The 20,134-nt window shown below is 73.3% G+C and carries 10 protein-coding genes; all 10 read left to right on the forward strand.

Annotation, left to right across the window (positions count from 1 at the left end):
* Window positions 1-44: 44 nt before the first annotated feature.
* Complete coding sequence (locus FHS08_RS09685) at window positions 45-701, forward strand: spermidine/putrescine ABC transporter substrate-binding protein (protein ID WP_167038432.1); 657 nt, start codon at window positions 45-47, stop codon at window positions 699-701.
* Between the two features lie 129 nt (window positions 702-830).
* A complete protein-coding gene (locus tag FHS08_RS09690) occupies window positions 831-1,964 on the forward strand; it encodes a protein kinase domain-containing protein (protein WP_167038434.1) in 1,134 nt (377 codons plus the stop codon).
* Window positions 1,964-7,963 (forward strand): Ig-like domain-containing protein, encoded by a 6,000-nt coding sequence (locus FHS08_RS09695; protein WP_167038436.1) that lies wholly within the window; start codon window positions 1,964-1,966, stop codon window positions 7,961-7,963. Before FHS08_RS09690 ends, FHS08_RS09695 begins: the two co-directional genes overlap by 1 nt.
* A 35-nt stretch (window positions 7,964-7,998) precedes the next feature.
* Window positions 7,999-8,964, forward strand: a complete 966-nt coding sequence (locus FHS08_RS09700) for an AAA family ATPase (RefSeq protein ID WP_167038438.1) — start codon at window positions 7,999-8,001, stop codon at window positions 8,962-8,964.
* A complete protein-coding gene (locus tag FHS08_RS09705; RefSeq protein ID WP_167038440.1) occupies window positions 8,961-10,319 on the forward strand; it encodes a DUF58 domain-containing protein in 1,359 nt (452 codons plus the stop codon). Before FHS08_RS09700 ends, FHS08_RS09705 begins: the two co-directional genes overlap by 4 nt.
* Window positions 10,316-12,826 (forward strand): transglutaminaseTgpA domain-containing protein, encoded by a 2,511-nt coding sequence (locus FHS08_RS17285; RefSeq protein ID WP_167038442.1) that lies wholly within the window; start codon window positions 10,316-10,318, stop codon window positions 12,824-12,826. The genes FHS08_RS09705 and FHS08_RS17285 overlap by 4 nt, the downstream gene beginning before the upstream one ends.
* Window positions 12,823-14,559 carry a DUF5684 domain-containing protein gene (locus tag FHS08_RS09715; RefSeq protein ID WP_167038445.1) on the forward strand — a complete coding sequence of 579 codons (1,737 nt, stop codon included), beginning with the start codon at window positions 12,823-12,825 and terminating at the stop codon, window positions 14,557-14,559. The genes FHS08_RS17285 and FHS08_RS09715 overlap by 4 nt, the downstream gene beginning before the upstream one ends.
* Window positions 14,556-15,191, forward strand: coding sequence for a hypothetical protein (locus FHS08_RS09720; protein ID WP_167038447.1), 636 nt, complete (start codon window positions 14,556-14,558; stop codon window positions 15,189-15,191). Before FHS08_RS09715 ends, FHS08_RS09720 begins: the two co-directional genes overlap by 4 nt.
* A 12-nt stretch (window positions 15,192-15,203) precedes the next feature.
* Window positions 15,204-19,712 (forward strand): FtsK/SpoIIIE domain-containing protein, encoded by a 4,509-nt coding sequence (locus tag FHS08_RS09725; RefSeq protein ID WP_167038449.1) that lies wholly within the window; start codon window positions 15,204-15,206, stop codon window positions 19,710-19,712.
* A 101-nt stretch (window positions 19,713-19,813) separates the two neighbouring features.
* Window positions 19,814-20,110 carry a WXG100 family type VII secretion target gene (locus tag FHS08_RS09730; protein ID WP_167038451.1) on the forward strand — a complete coding sequence of 99 codons (297 nt, stop codon included), beginning with the start codon at window positions 19,814-19,816 and terminating at the stop codon, window positions 20,108-20,110.
* Window positions 20,111-20,134 lie beyond the last annotated feature (24 nt).

The following is a 20,134-nucleotide window of genomic DNA, read 5'->3' on the forward strand; positions in this document are numbered from 1 at the left end:
GCGAACAGGGGCGCTTCCCGCGACGGCGGGCTACCGTTGATCCCGTGGAGCGGTCGCTCGAGACGCAGGTCAGCCAGGCGGTGGACGCCTGGCTGAGGTGGCTGCCGCGCTGGGAGCCGGCGACGCACCGCGGGCGCATCGCTCCGTGCCGTCGATGCTTCGGCTCGCCCGTCCTGTCGGCTGCGGGCCTGGGCGCCGATGTGCCGCACGGCGTGCAGCACGGCCTCTCGACGCGGATCAAGACGATCGTGGACCATCTCGTCGCCGAGTACACGGCGGTCAACCTCCCCATGCTGCAGACCGAGCTCGACCAGCAGGCGGCGCGCAACCGCGCCCGCTCGTACCGTCCGTCCGAGGGGCTCGACCCCGAGTTCGAGGGGCTGCCCCTGGATCCCGAGCCCGTCCCCGGGGCGCCGTTCCTGTTCACGATCTCGGGCCTCGCGGAGGAGGCGGATGCCGGCGTCCCGGCGCTGCCGCCCCTCAGCGACGACGCGAAGGCGGCGCTCCGCCAGGAGGTGGGTCTGGCCGACGACTACGCCAACATGGTGGGCCGCGAAGTGTGCGCGATCCTGCTGCACCATCGGCTTCGCATCCAGCAGGCGATCGCGCAGTACGTCGAGCCGCAGATCGAGGCGATGCTCGAGGAGCTCACGAGATCGCTCGACGTGCCGTTCGATCCCAACGACAGCCCTCCGCTCTGACCGCTCACGCTCAGGCTTCCCCCAGTGTCTTCCAGGGGTGTTTGTTAGCATTGCCGAGCTTGCACACGGCGATTTCGTGTGCCCCGCCGACGCCGTCCGGCGGTCGACGATCCTTCTGGGGAGGAACCGGTGCCCACACGCTTGCCGTCGGCACCCCCCATCCTTCCGGGGCTCGCCTACATCCGTCCGCTCGGGTCGGGCGGCTTCGCCGACGTCTTCCTCTACGAGCAGGACATGCCGCGGCGCAACGTCGCCGTCAAGGTGCTGCCGGCCGACGTGCGCGATCCGGATCTGCGGCGCATGTTCAACGCGGAGGCCGACGTCCTCGCGCACCTGTCCGCGCACCCTTCGATCGTGACGGTCTACCAGGCGGGCATCTCCGCCGACGGCCGCCCGTACATCGTCATGGAGTTCTGCCCCGGCTCGCTCGCGCAGCGGTATCGGCTCGAGCGCATCCCCGTCGAGGAGGTCCTGACGGTCGGCGTGCGCATGGCGAGCGCCCTCGAGTCGGCGCACAGAGCGGGGCTCGTGCACCGCGACGTCAAGCCGAGCAACATCCTCGTCACGACGTTCGGCGCGCCGGTGCTCGCTGACTTCGGCATCTCGTCGTCGCTCCTGAAGGAGACGGCCGACGAGATGCTCGCGATGTCGATCCCGTGGTCGGCGCCCGAAGTGGTCGCGGAGCAGACGGCGGGCACCGTCGCGAGCGAGGTGTGGAGCCTCGGCGCGACCGTGTACTCGCTGCTCGCCGGCCACAGCCCCTTCGAGCGCCGCGAGCGCGGGCAGAACACGAAGGAGCAGCTGCGCCGGCGCATCGCCCGCGCGACGTACGCGACGATCCCGCGTGCCGACGTGCCCGACTCGCTGCAGGAGGTGCTCGCCACCTCGATGCGCCGTGACCCGCGTCAGCGGTACGCCTCCTCGCGTGACTTCGCCGAGGCGCTGCGCGGCGTGCAGGCCGAACTCGGCATCGCGCCGACGCCGCTCGAGGTGCCCGCCGACGACTGGGCCGGAGCATCCGAGTCGATCGACTTCGCGGACGCGGAGCTGCGCGGGGCTCCGCGCAGCCGCATCGAGCGCGAGGAACGGCGCAAGACGCGAGCGGGCGCGGGCGTCGCGGCCCTCGCCCGCGACGAGGACACCGACATCTCAGTTGCCCGGGCGAAGCCCGCACGCCGGCGCTGGCTGTGGATCGTGGGCGGCGCCGTCGTCCTCGTCGCAGCCGTCGTGGCGGCCCTCGTCGTCACGGGAGTGCTGATCTGATGCGCCGCCGCACGATCGCGGGACTCGTCGGCGGTGCGGCCGTCGCGGCACTCATCGCCGGCGCCTCGATCGTGTGGCCGGGGCTCGACGCGCAGGAGACCCCCGACGTCGACACCTCGGTGTGGGCCCTGCAGACGGGGGACGGCCGTCGCTACGCGCGCGTCAACACGACGATCGGAGAGCTCGACACCGTCCGCAGCATCAGCAATCCGAGCCAGGTCGTGCAGACCGGCGACGGCGCCTACCTCTACTCCGACAGCTTCAGCAAGGTCACGCCGATCAATGCGGCCCTTCCCGTCGACCTCGACGAGGACGCCATCAGGCAATCGCCGTCGACTCCGGCGGGGACGACCGACGTGGCGACGTCGGGGGACTATGCGGCCTATCTCACCGACTCGGGCGCGGTCTTCGCGGGGCACCTGTCCAACGGGTCTGCGACGCAGCTCGACCCGTTCCCGTCCGACGACGAGGACGCCCCGCAGTACACGGCGGATGCGATCGCGGTCGACGCCCGGGGCATGCTGTTCGCGTACTCGCGCGCCGACAAGTCGGTGCTGACGTACGACATCCGCCGCGCGGAGGTGCGCGATCGCGACGTCCTGGACGCCGACGACCTCGCGACACCCCGCATCTCGGCCGCGGGCGACGACTGGGTCGTCGTCGACGCCGACGACGGGGACGTGTGGACGGAGGGGGCGGATGCCGCGGTGCCGGCCGAGTCGCCCGGCGCGGTCGTCGTGGGCGATCCGGATCCGACGGGGACGGCCGTGTACACCGCGAGCGACACGAGCCTCGTGCGGATCCCCGTCGACGGGTCGGCGCCCGCGCGCGTCCTCGGTGTCGGGAACACGGCTCTCGGCACGCCGGCGCGGCCGATCGTCCACGACGGCGTCGTGTACGCGGCGTGGCTGCTGCCCGGGGCGGGAGGCGGGCTGCTGTGGGACTCGCGCACCGAGACCCAGGTGACGCTCGACTACGGCGGGGCGGAGCTCTCCGATCAGCGCCGGCCCGTCTTCGTCGCGAGCCAGAGCGCCGTCATCCTCAACGAGACGCGCACCGGCTGGGTGTGGACCGTGCCGGACGGGCGCCTCGTCCCGTCCAGCCAGGACTGGACCCTCGACGACAGCACGAACGCGAACGCCGAGCGCAGCGAGGACGAGGCGCCCGTCGTCATCGACCCGAGGCCCCCCGTCGCGGAGCCCGACGCGTTCGGCGTGCGGGCGGGAAGCCTCGCGACGCTGCCCGTCCTGATGAACGACCACGATCCCAACGAGGACGTCCTCTCGATCGACCCTGCGTCGGTCTCGGGCCTCGATCCCGGCTTCGGGACCGTGTCGATCACGGACGACGCACAGCGCCTCGCGGTGCGGGTCGCGCCCGGCGCGCGAGGCAGCGCGACCTTCACGTACGCCGTGACCGACGGCACGACCGAAGGCGGCCTCGCGTCGCCGCCCACGAGCGTGACGCTCACCGTCGCCGAGCCGCAGGTCGACACCGCGCCGACCTGGTGCGGCGTCGAGGGATGCCTCGTGCCGTGGCCGGAGCCCGAGGTCGCGCGCGGCGGCACCGTGACCGTCCCCGTGCTCCCGGGGTGGGTCGACCCCGAAGGCGATCCGCTCTTCCTCCTCTCCGTCGAGAACACGTCGGGCACGGGCAGCGTCGCGGCCACGTCGGGCGGCGACGTCGTGTATCAGCACGCCGACGACGGCGACGGCGGCGAGCAGATCGTGACGCTCGACGTCACGGTCGCCGACACGGCGGGCAACGCGACGACGAAGCAGCTGCTCGTGCGCGTGTCTCCGCAGCCGCGGCTGGCCGTCCAGTCGTTCGCGCTCGTCGACACGATCGGTGCGGGACTCTCGGTCGACGTCGCCCCGCACGTGACCGGCACGACGGCGACGATGTCGCTCGAGTCCGTCCGCGTCCTCGACGACGCTGCCGCGACCGCGACCGTCGTCGGCGGCACGACCTCCTTCGACTTCGCGCCCCAGAACCCCGGCACGTTCCGCGTCGGATTCACCGTCACGGACGGCATCTCCGATGCGACCGGCACCGCGCGCATCACGATCCTCCCCGCAGACGCGCCCGCCCAGCTCGCGACGGCGCCCGTCGTCGCGTTCGTGCATCCGCAGCAGGACGCCACGCTCGACGTCTTCGAGGTCGTCTCCAACCCGACGCGTCGCGTGCTTCTGCTCAGCGACGTCGTCGCGACGGCGGATGCCGGAGCCACCCTGTCCGTCGACGCCGTCGGCCAGAGCCACCTGCGCGTGTCGGGCACGACGGCCACAGGGGTCGCCGGCCGGCTCGGGACCGTCTCGTACACGATCAGCGACGGCACCGACGACTCCGGATCCAGCGTCGAGGGCCAGGCGACCGTCTACCTCCTGCCCCTCGCGCCGGAGCTCGCGCCCATCGCGGTCGATGACGCCGTCGTCGTGCGGGCGGGATCGCAGATCGACATCCCCGTCCTCGACAACGACATCGCACCGTCCGGCGGGCGCCCGACGCTCGACCCGTCGACCGTGACGTCGTCGTCGCCTGCGGCTCTCGCCTTCGCGTCCGGCGACGTCGTGCGCTACCTCGCGCCGACCAAGCCCGGCGACTACGCGATCGAGTACTCGATCTTCACGACCGGCGCCCCGTCGCTCAACGACACCGCGACGATCCGTCTCAAGGTGCTCTCCGACGACGTCAACCGTCCGCCGCTGCCCGAGACCCTCGAGGGCCGTGTGCTGAGCGGTCAGTCGACGTCGATCGAGTTCGACGGATTCGGCATGGACCCCGACGGCGACGTCGTGACGCTCGACCGCATCGTGAGCCAGCCCGAGAGCGGATCCGCGACGATCTCCGCGGACGGCGAGTCGATCGTGTACTCGAGCGTGCCGGGATACCGCGGCCAGGCCTCCTTCCGCTATCGCGTCGTCGACGCCTCGGGCGAGACCGGCGAGGGCACGGTCCGCATCGGCGTGCTCGACGAGCAGTCCAACCCGAGCCCCATCACGTTCACCGACTACGTCCAGGTGCAGGTCGGTGCCGACAGCACGATCCGCGTGAACCCGCTCGCGAACGACATCGATCCGACGCAGGGATCGCTCGAGCTCACGGGTGTGCGCCCCGACCTGCCCCCCACGCTCGTCGACGGCAGCGAGAGCCCCGAGTACGAGCGCCTCGCCGAGATGATCCGGAGCGTCGGCAAGACGCAGGTCGTGATCTCGGCAGGGACGGAGCCCACGACGATGTCGTTCCTCTACGACGTCAAGTCGAGCTCGGAGAACACCGGCCGCGGCCTGATCGTCGTCAAGGTCGTGCGCGAACGCGTCCCCGACTACCCGATCGTCGACGACACGGTGCTGACGGCCGAGAACCGCGAGGACTTCGAGCGCGGTGTCGACGTGCTCCGGGACAAGGCGTCGTGGTCGGGAGGCGACGTCGCCGATCTCGCGGTGAGCCTGTGGGGCGAGCAGCGCGGGGTGTCGGCATCCGGCGCCCGTCTCCGCGGCGATCTTCCCGCGACGACCCGCATCATCCCGTTCGCGATCACGGGCGAGGGCCCCTCGGGCGAGGTGACGACGTATGCGTTCCTGCGCGTCCCGGGCGACGACGATCTCTCGCTCGCCCTGCGCGCGAGCGCCGTGGCCCCCGAGGTGGACGAGCTGGCGTCGACGGCCTTCGACATGAAGGATCTCGTCGCGTCGCCCCGGGGCTCGACCCTGGAGGTGGGCACCGACCTCCGTGTCTCCGGGGCGCGGCCGGAGGCGGCGTGCGTCGTCGAGTCCGGGACGACCGTGCGGTACACGGCGGGGGCGGGCGCGCCGTGGGTCGACGCATGCCTCGTGCCCGTCCGGCTCGCGGGGCAGGACGACTGGACGTACCTGTCCGTGCCCATCATCGTGCGCGCGCTCGATCCGCAGCCCGTGCTCAAGCCCGCGTCGCTCGTGGTCGGACCCGGCGAGACCGTCACGTACGACCTCGCGGACCTGACGACGTGGCAGCTGCAGCGCGAGGACTGGGGCGGCATCCGGTACGCCGTCGACTTCGCGGGCTCCGCGTTCTCGGTGTCGCTCGACGGCAGCACCGTTACCGTGACGGGCGCCGACCGCGCCGTTCCGGGCTCGGAGGAGGTCGCGATGGTCTCGGTGACGAGCCACGTCGCCGTCGCTCCCGTCCGGCTCATCCTGCGTGTCGGAGCCGCGCCATCGACCCTGCCGCAGGGCGGGTCGGTCACGCAGCAGTGCTCCCAGGCCGCGGGCACGTCGTGCGTCATTCCCGTCGTGGGCGCCGGCGGCGAGGTCAATCCGCTGCCGCGCACGCCCCTGCAGGTCGTCGACGTGCGGCCGACGGGCGCCTGCATCGGGGTGACCTTCGAGGTCGCGTCGGCGTCGTCCGTGGTCGCCTCGTGGACGTCAGACGCGCCGGGCGCGACGTGCACCGCGACCTTCACGCTGCAGGACGCGCAGAGCCGGCGCACGGCGGCGGAGCGCGACGGCCGGATCCTCCTCGATCTCCAGGGCTACCCGAAGGCGCCCGCCGCGGTCGTGCAGACGGCGTACTCGAGCGGCTCGCTGTCGCTGCGCGTCGACGGCGGCGAGGCGCGGCTCGCGTATCCCGCCCTGACCGGGTTCGTCATCCGCTCGGCCGGCGCGGTCGTCGCGCAGTGCGACGCCGACGGAGCGTGCACCCCGATCGCCGCGCCGAACGGGGAGCAGCGCACCTACGAGGCGTGGGCGGTCAACTCCGTCGGCGAGTCCCGGACGTCGGTCAAGACGGTCGCGTGGGCCTACGATTCCCCCGCCCCGCCGACGGGCGTCGCGGTGCACCCCGTCGTGACGGGCGGCGAGGGCGGCTACGTGTCGCTGCAGATCACCGGCATCGACGCGGCCCAGACGGGCAGCATCGAGATCACGAGCCCCACGGGGGAGCGCTCGCGCCTGTCGGTGGGCTTCGGCCAGACCGAGCTCTCGGTGCCGTCCTACCGCGTCGGGAGCAACTCGGCGACGCTCATCACCGTGACCCCGTTCTCGCGCTTCGACCTTCCTCCGGGTCTGGGCGGCACCCCGTCCGGCTCGGCCACGACCGTCTCGGGGAACGGCGTCGGGGCGCCGCTCGACCCGCATCTGACGCTCGCGTCGTCCTCGAACGGCGACGGCACCGTGACGATCTCCGCGGAGGGCGCAGCGGCGCTCAACGGGAGCGGCTCGACGCTGCGCTTCGGCATCGTCCGCGACACGGGGGGGAGGTGCGATGTCTCCGAGACGGGCTCGACCGCGAGCTTCTCGGGCCTGCGCGACGGCGAGGACTACGGGTTCCTGCTGTGCGTCGAGTCGTACTTCGACGGCGTCTCGTACGGCCGCACCACCACGACCGCCTCCGTGTTCGCCGAGCAGTCCGCCGCGGCGCCGACCGGCTGGACGTACCGGATCGCCGCCGACCCAGTGACGTCCGGGAACCGCGCCGAGTGGCGCATCCGCACGAACCCGACCTCGGGCGAGCAGATCCCGAACAACAACCACGTCGAGTTCAACATGGATCCCCTCGGCATCACGGTCTTCGACCGCCTTCCGGGGCTCCAGGTCCGGTACGCGCACAACTGGCGAGACCGCGCGACGGCATGGGGCAACGTGACGGCAGCGCCGGGCAGCGCCCCGTACCAGCTGCAGGCCACGTGGGGCGTGGCATCCTGTGTCGGCGGCTCGACGCTGACCCTCACGGGCAGCGCCTCGCAGACGAGCAGCGGCTCGGCGACCTTCGCGTACAGCGACTCGGGCATCCGGTTCTTCGACGACCGCGGTCGTCGGCTCACGTATGAGGCGGGCTCGTGGATCGTCCCCGTCGGCGCCGTGTCGGTCGACCGTGTGGGAGTGACGGTGTCGTGGGCGCAGGGCTGGGGCCTCAACGCGGCGAACGGCTCGATGGGCGGGACCTGCAACCCGAACCTTCCGCCGCCGCCGCCGACCGAGGAGCCGCCCCCCGAGCCGGATCCGTCTCCGACCTCCCCCTGACCACCCCGCAGACCACCCACACCGCAGAGGACGCAATGACCATCACGCAGGAGCAGGCGACCTGGTTCGCGCAGACGTTCGGCCAGATCGCCGACAACGTCGAGCGGGCGGTGCTCGGCAAGCGCCATGTCGTCGAGCTCGTGCTTACCGCGATGCTCAGCGACGGGCACGTGCTGCTGGAGGATGTGCCGGGCACGGGCAAGACCTCGCTCGCCCGCGCGATGGGGCAGTCGGTGCAGGGGACGAACACGCGCATCCAGTTCACGCCGGATCTGCTTCCCGGCGACATCACCGGCATCACGGTGTACGACCAGAAGACGGGGTCGTTCGAGTTCCACTCCGGGCCGATCTTCGCGAACATCGTCCTCGCGGACGAGATCAACCGGGCGAGCCCGAAGACGCAGTCGGCGCTGCTGGAGGTCATGGAGGAGGGGCGGGTCACGATCGACGGCGTCTCCCGGCAGGTCGGCGTCCCCTTCCTCGTGCTCGCGACGCAGAACCCCGTCGAGCAGGCGGGCACCTACCGGCTCCCCGAGGCCCAGCTCGACCGCTTCATGATGCGGACCTCGCTCGGCTACCCCGACCACGCCGCGACGGTGCGCATCCTAGACGGCGCCGCGACGGCGACGGCGGACCTCGGCCCCATCATCACGCCGCAGGCCCTCGTCGGCATGGCCGATCTCGCGGCCCAGGTCTACGTCGACGCCCTCGTGCTGGACTACATCGCCCGTCTCGTCGACGCCACGCGCTCGGCCGACGAGGTGCGGCTGGGCGTCAGCATCCGCGGCGCCCTCTCGCTGACGCGCGCGAGCCGCACGCGCGCGGCGTCGCAGGGACGCACGTATGCGACCCCCGACGACGTCAAGGCGCTCGCAGTCGCCGTGCTGTCGCACCGGCTCATCCTCCATCCCGAGGCGGAGTTCGACGGCGTCACGCAGGAGGCCGTCATCGGCCAGGTCCTGCTCGACATCGCTCCGCCCAGCCGCCGCGAGGCCGTATGAGCCTGACCGAGTCCCGCCTCACCCGCACCACGGCCGCGAGCGGCACGGGCGGGCACACGCACGTCACGTCGGCCGCACGCGGCCGCGCGCTCGTGCGCACCGTCGTGTGGGGCACGCGGGCGTCGCGCGCGATCGGGGCGGCAGCGGCCGCGGCGGTCGAGTGGTGCGCGCGCACGATCCGGCCCGCGGGAGCCGTCGTCGCCCTCGCGGCGACGGCCGGGCTGGGCCTGGGCATCGCGTTCGGCTGGGTCGAATGGATGGTCGCCGGCTCGATCGCGCTCGTGCTGCTGGTCATGAGCGTCCCGTTCCTGTTCGGGGCGCGGTCGTACGAGGTCGGCCTGACCCTCGCGCATGAGCGGATCGTCGCGGGCGACGGCGTCGAGGGCGAGATCGTCGTGCGCAACGACGGTGCTCGGCTCGCGCTGCCCGGACGCCTCGACATCCCCGTCGGCGGCGGCCTCGTCGAGTTCGGCGTGCCGCTGCTGCGCCCGGGGCACACCGTGTCGCAGCCGCTGGACATCCCGAACCTGCGTCGCGGGATCGTGACGGTCGGCCCCGCGACGACCGTGCGCACCGACCCCATCGGCCTCCTGCGCCGCGAGCACGCGTTCGAGGACGTGCACGAGCTCTACGTGCACCCGCGCACCGTCGAGCTCCCGTCGACGAGCGCGGGCCTCATCCGCGATCTGGAGGGCGCCCCGACGCGCCGGCTCGTCGACGCCGACATGTCGTTCCACGCGATCCGCGAGTACGCGCCGGGGGATGCGCGCCGTCAGATCCACTGGAAGTCGACCGCGAAGACCGGTCAGCTCATGGTTCGTCAGTACGAGGAGTCCCGCCGGTCGCGCATGTCCGTCGTCCTCGGGATCGCCGAGGCGGAGTATGCGGATGCCGACGAGTTCGAGCTGGCCGTCAGCTGCGCCGCGTCCCTCGCACTGCGCGCCGTGCGGGATGCCCGCGACCTCGACATCGTCGTCGGCACCGAGATCCCGCGCGTCGTGCGCGGACGGCTGAGGGCGATCAGGCACATCTCGGCGGCGGCGCCGCGGCCGCTGCTCGACGGGTTCAGCGGCATCGACCGCATCGAGAACACGATGCCCGTCGAGGACGTCTGCCGGCTCGCCGCCGAGGCGAACGAGCGGCTGTCGATCGCGGTCGTCGTCGTCGGGTCGAGAGTGTCGTTCACACGGCTGCGCAAGGCGGCGCTCTCGTTCGCGTCCGACACGGCCGTGATCGCCGTGCTGTGCGACGAGCGCGCCCATCCGCGCATGCAGCCTCTCCCGGGGCTGTCCGTCCTCACGGTCGGCGTGCTCGACGACCTCTCGGGTCTGCTGCTGCGGGGGACCGCGTCGTGAACGCCCGCGAAGCCTCGCGCAGGACGGACGGCCGCCGGTTCACACCGCGCGTCGTCGTCGGCTCCGCCTTCGTCGCCGTCATCGTCGTGATCGCCGCAGTCGCGGCCTGGCCGATCTACCGGTCGGACTCGTACGTCCTCCTCGTGGTCGTCTCCGCCGTCGCGGGCGCCGCGATCGCGGGCGTCGCGCACGTGCGGCGGTGGGGCGGGTGGCTCGTCGCCGCGGTGCTCGGCGGGACGATCGCGGTGCTCGGCATCCCGCTCGCCGTGCCGTCGCGGCTGGGCGGACCGCTCGAGCTCCTGCGGGGTCTCGGCGAGGTCGGCACGGGCATCGTGGTCGCCTGGAAGGACCTCGTGACGGTGGAGCTGCCGGTGGGCTCCTACCGGAACCTCCTGGTGCCGGCGCTCGTGGTCTTCCTCGTCGGGACGTGCGTGGCGCTGCTGCTCGCGTGGCGCGAGGATCGCATCGCCTACGTCTCGGTGCCTCTCGGCTTCGGGATGGTCTCGTTCGGCCTGTTCTTCGGCCGCACGACGGTGAGCGAGCCGCTGCGCCTCGGCCCCGTCGTCCTGCACGCTCCCGCCGAGACGGCGATCGGCTGCGCCGTGCTGCTCGCCGCACTCCTGTGGCTCGCGTGGCGCAGCGCGGCGGAGCGGGTCGCGGCGCTGCAGCGTGCGGCGGCCTCCAGCGGCGTGCGGATGTCGCGACGCCCCACGGGCGCGGACCGGCGTCGTCTCGCCCTCGGCGCGGGGATGGTCGCCGTGGCCGTCGCCGGCACGGTCGCGGTCGTGCCGTTCGCCGCTCGCGGCGCCGAGCGCGACGTCCTCCGCTCGGCGGCGGGACCCGACGTCGACGTGTCCGCCGAGGTCAGCCCGCTCACGGGGTACCGCTCGGAGTTCGACGACGACCGGGCCGAGAGCGTGCTGTTCACGGTGAGGAGCGACGGCGCCCTTCCCGACCGTGTGCGCATCGCGACGCTCGACAGCTACGACGGCGAGGTGTTCCGCGCGGGCGGGGGAGCGTCGGCCTCCGACGCGCGCTTCGTCCGCGTGCCCTCCGTGCTCGACGCGGGCGAGGGCACGGCTCACGAGCTGACCGTGACGATCGACGGGCTCCGCGGGATCTGGATGCCGACGGCCGGCCGCGTCGCCGCCGTGGACTTCCAGGGCGCGCGCGCTGCCTCGCTGGCCGACCGGTTCTACTACAGCACGGGAGCGCAGGCGGGTGTCGAGACGGCGGGCGGCGGCCTCGAGCGCGGCGACTCGTACCGGCTGCGCATCGTCGAGCCGGCCGCGGCCGACCTCGCCTCCGTCGAGGCCCCGGGGGGCGTCGCCGACGACCTGCCGTCGGTCGAGCACCTGGAGACATGGGTCGAGGAGCACGTCTCCGGACGCGGCGGCGCCGCGCTCGACGGTCTCGTGCGGCTCCTGCGCGAGCGCGGCTATCTCAGCCACGCCCTGCGCCAGAACGGCGACCCCGTGTGGATGCAGCCGCTCGACGGCTACGCGTTCCAGCCGAGCGCGGCCGGTCACTCGCTCGCCCGCATCGACGCGATGTTCGACAGGCTCCTCACGCGCGAGGCCGATCCTCGCGCCGAGGCGTCGGGCAACTACGTCGCCGCCGTCGGCGACGACGAGCAGTTCGCCGTCGCGGTCGCCCTCATCGCGCGTGAGCTGGGCTTCCCGGCGCGCGTCGTGGTCGGCGCCCGGCTCGCCTCGGCGGAGGCCGGGCTTCCCACGTGCGACGACGGCGTGTGCCGCGCACAGGACGTCGCGGTGTGGGCCGAGGTGCAGTCCGCCGACGGCGGCTGGGTCGCGGTCGACGCGACGCCGCAGCACGAGCAGTCGCCGAGCCTCGAGGTCACTCAGCAGCGCGACCCCCAGAACGTCACCGAGGTGCGGCCGGATGCCGTGACTGAGGTCGTCCCCCCGGATCCGCTGCAGGAGGACTCCCTCACGGGCGACAACGACGACAGGGCCGACGGCCTCGATCTCGCGTGGCTGGGTCCTGTCCTACGGGTGGGCGGGATCGGTCTGCTCGTGCTGGTCGCGCTCACGGGGCCTCTCCTCGTGGTCGCGATCGCGAAGTCCTCCCGCCGTCGGTCGCGCCGCACGCAGGGCGACACCGCGGCGCGCATCGCGGGAGGCTGGGACGAATACGTGGATGCCGCGATCGACGCGGGCCGGGACGCCCCCGCGACGCTGACGCGGACCGAGCTCGCTGCGTCGTTCGAGAGCGACGCCGGCGAGGCGCTCGCCGCGAGCGCGGATCGTGCCGTCTTCGCGGGCGATGCCGTGACGGAGGACGATGTGCAAGGCTTCTGGCACGTCGTCGAGACCGAGCGTCGTGCGTTCACGAACGGACGCGGGGTCTGGAAGAAGATCGCCGCGACCGTATCGTTGAGATCGTTCTTCCGTCAGCTGACTCCGGCCGCAGGCCGCCGATCGGCTCAGCGCACCGTCGAGAGGGGGAAGCGTCGAGCTGCCGTGCTCGCGCAGACCACGCCATGAACAGCCCAGCCATCGATCCGTCCGCGCAGGTCGCACTCGGCCTGACGAGCCTGGCCGTCGCAATCGTGCTGTACGTATGGGTCGGCCTCGCCCTGTCCCGCGTCTTCCGGAAGTCGGGCGTCGAGGGATGGAAGGCGTGGGTGCCCGTCCTCAACACCATCGTGCTGCTGCAGCTCGGCGGCTTCTCGGGCTGGCTCATCCTGCTCGCGTTCATCCCACCGGCGCTTCTCGTCGTCGAGATCATCGCCTACCACCGCATCAACCTGTCGTTCGGGCATGGCGGCGGGATGACGGTGCTCGCGGTGCTGCTGTTCCCCGTGTGGGCATCGGTCCTCGGGTTCGGCGCGTCGCGCTGGGTCGGGCGTGAGACGACCGCCGCCGGTCCGGTCCGCTCGAGTGCGCCCGCGCCGACGGGCGCTGCATGGGATGCCGCGGGACAGGCGCCGCGCGGCGCAGCCCCCGGCGCACCCGGCTCGGCGCCCTATCGCTCCGTGACGCCTCCGCCTGCGTACGGCGGCGCGCGCCCGGCACCTGCGGGACCGAGGCCGACGGGCGCGCCGTACGGTCCCCCCGCTCTGGCGGCTCCCCCGGCGGGGTGGGCGCCGCAGCCCGGCCCGCAGCGGCCGCCCGCGGTCCCGCCCGTGACCGCGGCGCCCACAGGCGCTCCGGCGTCCGCCCCGCCGGCCCCTCCGACGCCTGTCGCGGGCGCCGCCGGTCCCCTCAGGCAGGCCCCCGCCGCGCCGAGGTCCGCGCCTGCGTCGGCGCGCCCCGTGTCAGCGCAGCCGCCCGCTCCCGTGCCCGCGCAGGCGGGCCCCGTCGATCCGGGTCCCGTCGCGGCATCCGGGCCCGTGTCGGCCGCGCCGGCGATCCCGCCGATCCCGCCGTCGCCCGCGGCCGGCTCCGAGCCCGCCCCGACCCAGCCCGTCCCATTCCCCGACGATGCGCCCGGGCCCGTCCGCGGGCGCCGCTCCGCGCCGATCTACGACGACGACGAGCTCGAGGCGGAGCAGGACGGCGTCGCAGAGCCGCAGGCGTGGACGCTGCCCACCGAGGTCACGAGCGAGGTGACGGCCGCCGAGCCCGGTGCCCCCGGCCCCATCGCCGCTGTGCCGTCCTCCTCCGCCGCGCCCGTCGGGCCCGTCTCCGCGGTGCCGCCCGTCACGCGGGTCCCGGCTCCTGTGGCACCGCCCGAGCGCGAGCCGTGGGCGCCGGCCCTTTCGCCCACGCCCGAGGGGGACGCCTTCCCCGAGACGTCCGGCGCCGTCTCCGCGATCGTCGGCGCACCCGACGCGGGCGCGCCCCGCTCGGCCCTCGCGTCGGTGTCGGCGCTGCATCCCCGCCCGCACGTGCCCGACGACGAGGACATCTTCGACGAGACGGTCGTGACGCGGCGCAAGCGCACGCCGTGGACGCTCGTGCCGCCCTCCGGCCGGTCGATCCCGATCACGTCGGACGTCGTGATCCTGGGCCGTCGTCCCGGCGCCGACCCGGCGTTCCCCGACGCGCAGCTCGTCGCGATCGACGACGACACCCGCACGGTGTCCAAGACGCACGCGCGGCTCGAGCTGCGCGACGACGCCTGGACGATCGTCGACCTCGACTCGACGAACGGCGTCCTGCTGACGGATGCCGCGGGTGCCGAGGTCGAAGCCGCTCCCGGGGTCGGCTCCCGCGTCGGCGAGAGGTTCCTGCTGGGCGACGCCGAGCTCCGGCTGGAGCGGAGCGAGGCGTGACGTCGGGTCCCGACGCGTCCCCCGGGGCCGGCGGAGGCGTCGCCGACGACGACGAGGCGACGCTCGTCGTCGGCAGGCAGGGGCGCGATGCCGACCCCCACGCTTCGCGCGCGGCCGCCGACGATCCCGCCGACCCCACCGACGACGACCCGGCCCCCGCCGACCCCGCCGCCGCCGACCCCGCCGCCGACGCGGACGCCCCCGACGTCTGGCACGCCCCCGCAGAGCCCGACGCCGAGACGGGCTCGACGATGGTCGTGCGCCGCGAGTCGCGTCGGCGCGCCGAGGCGGCGGCACGGGATGCCGAGACGGACCTCGAGGTGACGATCGCGGGAGCCGGCGTCCGGCCGCTGCCCCCGACGGTGGCCGGCGACGTGCCGGCGCCGCTCGGCAGGGTCGCGCACGCCCCGACCCCCGCCGAGCCCGTCTACGCCGCGCGCCGCACCGGCCCCGCGATCGTGCCCCGTTCGTCAGCCCCGCCGCATGCCCTGCAGGTGCCGGTCGACGGCGCCGCATCCGACCTCATCGTCCGCCGCCGCAGCCGCCGACGCGCCATCGTCGTCGTGGCCGCGGCATCCATCGTCCTCGTCGCGGCGGTCGTCGCGCTGGTACTGCTCGCCTTCGCGAGCTGAGGAGCAATCCCCGTGCACGTAAAGCTCACTCTGTTCCGCCCGGACGGATCGCCGCAGGACGTCGTCGTGACGGCGGACGCGACGGCGACGGTCCGCGACATCGCGGCGCGCATCGCCGCGGCCGATCCGCGGCACACGTACGACCCTGCCCGTCGCTACACGCTCCAGACGGCGTCGCCCGTCGCCCCGCAGTGGCGACTCCTTCCTCCCGATGCCGTCATCGGCGAGGAGTGGCTCGCGTCCGGGCTGTCCGTCGCGCTCGTCGACGAGGCGGATGCCGCAGACCTCCTGCCTCAGCTGCACGCGGGTGCCACGGCGACTGTGACCGTCCTGAGCGGGCCGCAGACGGGCCTGTCCGTCGTGCTCGGGCGCGGCTCGCACACGATCGGACGCGATCCGTCGTGCGATCTCGTGCTGGCCGACCCCTATCTGTCCAAGCGCCATGTCCGCGTCGACGTCGGGCAGGGGGTCGACGTCGTCGACCTCGGCTCGGCCAACGGCGTCGAGGTCGACGGCGAGCTCGTCTCGCGCGCCCGCGTCGCCGGCTCGCTCGTCGTGCTCGCCGGCGGCACGGAGCTTCTCGTCGAGGTCGAGACGCACGAGGCCGCGCAGCGGCAGGACCACGTCGGGCCCGTCGAGTTCAACCGCTCGCCGCGCGTCGAGGAGCGCTACCTCGGCCGCACGTTCTCGGTGCCCGAGATCCCGCGCGAGTCCGAGGACCAGCCGTTCCCGCTCCTCGCGATGATGGCGCCCGTCCTGCTCGGCCTGGCGATGTTCGCCCTCACGCAGCGGCCTCTGACGCTGCTGTTCGTCGCGATGACGCCCGTCATGCTCGCCGGCAGCTGGATCACGACCCGCAAGCGCGACAAGCGCAAGCTCGCGCGCCAGATCGGACGGTTCGACGAAGGGCTCGCCGAGCTCGGCGAGCGGCTCGAGACCGAGAAGGCGATCGAGAAGCGGGCGCGCATCGCCGAGATCCCCTCGTCCCTCGACGTCCTGTCCGCCGCATCCCGCCTCGATCCGCTCCTGTGGACGCGGCGACCGGAGCACTGGAGCTTCCTGTCGCTGCGGCTGGGCACGGCCTCCATGCCGAGCCGCAACACCGTCGACGACGATCAGCGCGGCGACCTGCTCTTCGAGTTCCAGGAGCGCCTCGACGCGGTCGTCGCGGAGCACCGCCTCGTCGACGACGTGCCGATCGTGGTGGAGCTGGGGGAGTCCGGCGCCGTCGGCATCGCGGGGGCGAAGGATGCCGCCGCCGACGTGCTCGCGTCGATCGTCGTGCAGCTGACGGGCCTGCATTCGCCCGCCGAGCTCGTCGTCGCGGCGGCGCTGACCCCCGACTGGGCGGCGCAGCTCGACTGGCTCAAGTGGCTCCCGCACACGTCGTCACCGCACAGCCCGCTCGGCGGGAATCATCTCGCGGCGACCGAGCCCGCCGTCGCGGCGCTGCTGAGCGACCTCGAGGACCTCGTCGCCTCGCGGGAGCGGGCCGCGAAGAAGGCGCGCGAGGAGGCTCGCGGCGCGATGACGGCCGAGGCGTCGGCTCTGCAGGCGGGCGCCGCGGTCGGGCAGCAGGGCGGCGCGTCCGGCCCGCAGGTGCCGCTGCCCGCCGTCGTCGTCGTCGTGTCGGACCAGGCGTCCCGTGACCGCGCGCGACTCGTCGACCTCGCGGAGCGCGGCGCCGACGTGGGCGTCTTCCCGCTGTGGGTCGCTCCCGATGCCGCGATGCTGCCGGCCGTCTGCCGCACGTTCGCGGTCCTCCCCGCCGAGGCGGACGCCACGCCCGTCATCGGGCTCGTGCGTCTCGGGGAGCAGCTCGAGGCCCCCGTGCTCGAGCGGGTCCGCTCCGAGGAGGCGGCCGGCTTCGCCCGCACGCTCAGCCGCGTCGTCGACGCGAACGTGCCGGTCGACGACGTGTCCGACCTGCCCTCGAGCGTCGCTCTCGCGGGTCTCATCGACCCGGAGCTCCTGTCCGCGCCGGACGCCGTCCTCGAGCGCTGGCGCGCCAACGACTCGATCACCGACCGCGCGCGCGGCCAGCGCGCCGCGGTCCGCCGCCGGGCAGGACGTCTGCGCGCCACGATCGGCCAGGCGTCGATGGGCCTCATGCACCTCGACCTGCGCACGCACGGTCCGCACGCCCTCGTGGGCGGCACGACCGGCTCCGGCAAGAGCGAGTTCCTCCAGGCGTGGGTGCTCGGCATGGCGGCGGAGTACAGCCCCGACCGCGTCACGTTCCTGTTCGTCGACTACAAGGGCGGGTCGGCGTTCGCCGAGTGCGTCAAGCTCCCGCACTGCGTGGGCCTCGTGACCGACCTCACGCCGCACCTCGTCCGCCGGGCCCTCACGAGCCTGCGCGCCGAGCTGCATCACCGCGAGGAGCTGCTGCACCGCAAGAGCGCGAAGGACCTCCTCGAGCTGGAGAAGCGCGGAGATCCGGATGCCCCTCCCGCGCTCGTGCTCATCATCGACGAGTTCGCCGCTCTCGTGGGCGAGGTCCCCGAGTTCGTCGACGGCGTCGTCGACATCGCCCAGCGCGGCCGGTCCCTCGGCATCCACCTCATCATGGCGACCCAGCGCCCGGCAGGCGTCATCCGCGACAACCTCCGCGCCAACACGAACCTGCGCATCGCGCTGCGGATGGCCGACGAGTCGGATTCGCAGGACGTCATCGGCGAGAAGGATGCCGCGCACTTCGATCCGTCGATCCCCGGGCGCGCGATCGCGAAGACCGGCCCCGGCCGCCTCGAGAGGTTCCAGTCCGGATACGCGGGCGGATGGTCGAGCGGCGTCGCTGAGGCGGCCCGCGTCGACGTCGCCGACATGCCCTTCGGCGTCGGCGTGCCGTGGACGGCCCCGAGCGACGACGAGGCGCCCGAGGAGCGCGATCTCGGCCCGACCGATCAGGCCCGGCTGGTCGCCGTCATGACCGACGCCTCGCGCCGTGCGCGCGTGCCGGCGCCGCGTCGGCCCTGGCTCGACGAGCTGCCGTCCGCGATCGATCTCGCCCAGCTGCGCAGCCGCACCGACGAGCGGCTGCCGATCGGCGTCGGCGACCACCCGGAGCGCCAGGCGCAGGCGGTCGTGTCGTTCCAGCCCGACGTCGACGGGCACATGGCCGTGTTCGGCACGGGCGGTGCGGGCAAGACCGTCGCGCTGCGCACCGTCGCGGCCGCCGCGGCGCTCGCCGACGCCTCGGCGGTGAGCGTGTACGGACTGGACTTCGGCGCGGGGGCCCTCCGCGCGATCGAGGAGCTGCCGGGCGTCGGAGCCGTCGTCACGGGCGAGGACGACGAGCGGATCGTGCGGCTGTTCCGGATGCTGCGCGCCGAGCTCGATCGCAGGTCGCGGCTGTACGCCGACGCCCGCGTCGCGAACATCGGCGAGTTCCGCAGGCTCCCCGGTCACGAGCGCGAGCCGCGGATGCTGCTGCTCATCGACAACTTCCCCGCGTTCCGCGAGAACTGGGAGATCCCCGTCGGGCGCAGCGACTGGTACCGCGTGTTCCAGGACGTCATCGCGCTGGGCCGCCCGCTCGGCATCCACGTCGTCCTGACGAGCGACCGTTTCGCGTCGCTGTCGAGCGCCGTCGCCTCGGGCATCCAGCGTCGCGTCGTGCTGCGTCTCGCCGACGACACGGGGTATGCGTCCCTCGACGTCCCCTCAGACGTCCTGAGCGAGGCGTCGCCTCCCGGCCGCGCGCTCGTGTCGGGGCACGAGGTGCAGCTCGCGATCCTGGGCGGAAGCGCCGCGGCGGCGGATCAGAGCGCCGCGATCGCCGCGCTCGCCGAGCGGCTGCGGGCCGCCGGTGCGGCCGAGGCTCCCGGCATCCCGTCGCTTCCGGCCGTCGTCGACCTCGACTCGCTCCCCGTGCTGCGCGACGAGCGCGTCGTCGTCGGTCTCGCGGAGGACACGCTCGAGCCCGCGACGATCGTGCCCGCCGGCGCCTTCGTGGTCGCGGGACCTCCCGGCAGTGGCCGCTCGAACGCCCTCGCCGTCATCGCCGAGCGAGCCTTCGCGCTGCCGGGGCACACCGTCTACTACTTCGGGCCCCGCCGTTCGCCGCTGGCCTCCGATCCGCGGTTCGCCGCCACGGCGGGGACGCCGGAGGAGGCGGCGGAGCTCGCGAAGCTCCTGCGTGGCGTCGTCGCCGACGCGGATGCGCAGTCGCGCTGCGTCGCGATCGTCGAGTCGATCGGAGACTTCCTGCAGACTCCGGCCGACACCCCGCTCGTGGACATGGTGCGGCAGTTCAAGCGCGAGGAGCACTTCGTCGTCGCCGAGGCGGAGTCCTCGACGTGGGTCTCGTCGTGGCCGCTGTTCGGCGAGTTCAAGAACGCGCGCCGCGGGCTGCTGCTCCAGCCCGACCAGGCCGACGGCGACGTCATCCTCAAGACGTCGCTCACGCGCGCCAAGCGAGCCGACTTCCCCGAGGGGCGCGGCGTCATCGTCGGGGGAGGCAAGACCCGGCGCGTGCAGGTCGCGCTCGCCCCCGCGCTCTCGCGCGTGCCCGTGTGAGCCGTGTCCCCCGAAGAGAGGACAGTGGACGGTCGGATCGTGCTGCGAGTTCTTGTTAGCCTGGCTGGGTTGTCTATTGCTGTTGAAGGAAAGGGTTTGTCGTGGCGAACATCAATGTGACGTATGGCGACATGAAGGCGGCCGGCGGTCAGCTGATCGCGGGCAAGGGCGTCCTCGAGGACAAGCTGAACGAGCTGCAGCGTCTGATCGGCGATCTGGTGGCGAGCGGGTTCGTGACGGATTCCGCGTCCGGCGCGTTCCACGAGTCGTACACGCAGTTCACGACGGGTGCGACGCAGACGATCGGCGGCCTCCAGGGTCTGTCGGACTTCCTGAACGCCGCCGCGGACGCGCTCAGCGACACCGACACGCAGCTGGCCTCCGCCATCCGCTCCTGAGACGTCTCAGGAACGCCCGGGCGG

It is taken from the genome of Microbacterium ulmi (genome assembly GCF_011759705.1).
Taxonomy (GTDB): Bacteria; Actinomycetota; Actinomycetes; order Actinomycetales; family Microbacteriaceae; genus Microbacterium; species Microbacterium ulmi.

Excerpts from the sequence above, each read along its gene's own strand:
- FHS08_RS09695 (WP_167038436.1), top strand. The coding sequence starts at position 1,964 with ATGCGCCGCCGCACGATCGCGGGACTCGTCGGCGGTGCGGCCGTCGCG.
- FHS08_RS09715 (WP_167038445.1), top strand. The coding sequence starts at position 12,823 with ATGAACAGCCCAGCCATCGATCCGTCCGCGCAGGTCGCACTCGGCCTG.
- FHS08_RS09705 (WP_167038440.1), top strand. The coding sequence starts at position 8,961 with ATGAGCCTGACCGAGTCCCGCCTCACCCGCACCACGGCCGCGAGCGGC.
- FHS08_RS09700 (WP_167038438.1), top strand. The coding sequence starts at position 7,999 with ATGACCATCACGCAGGAGCAGGCGACCTGGTTCGCGCAGACGTTCGGC.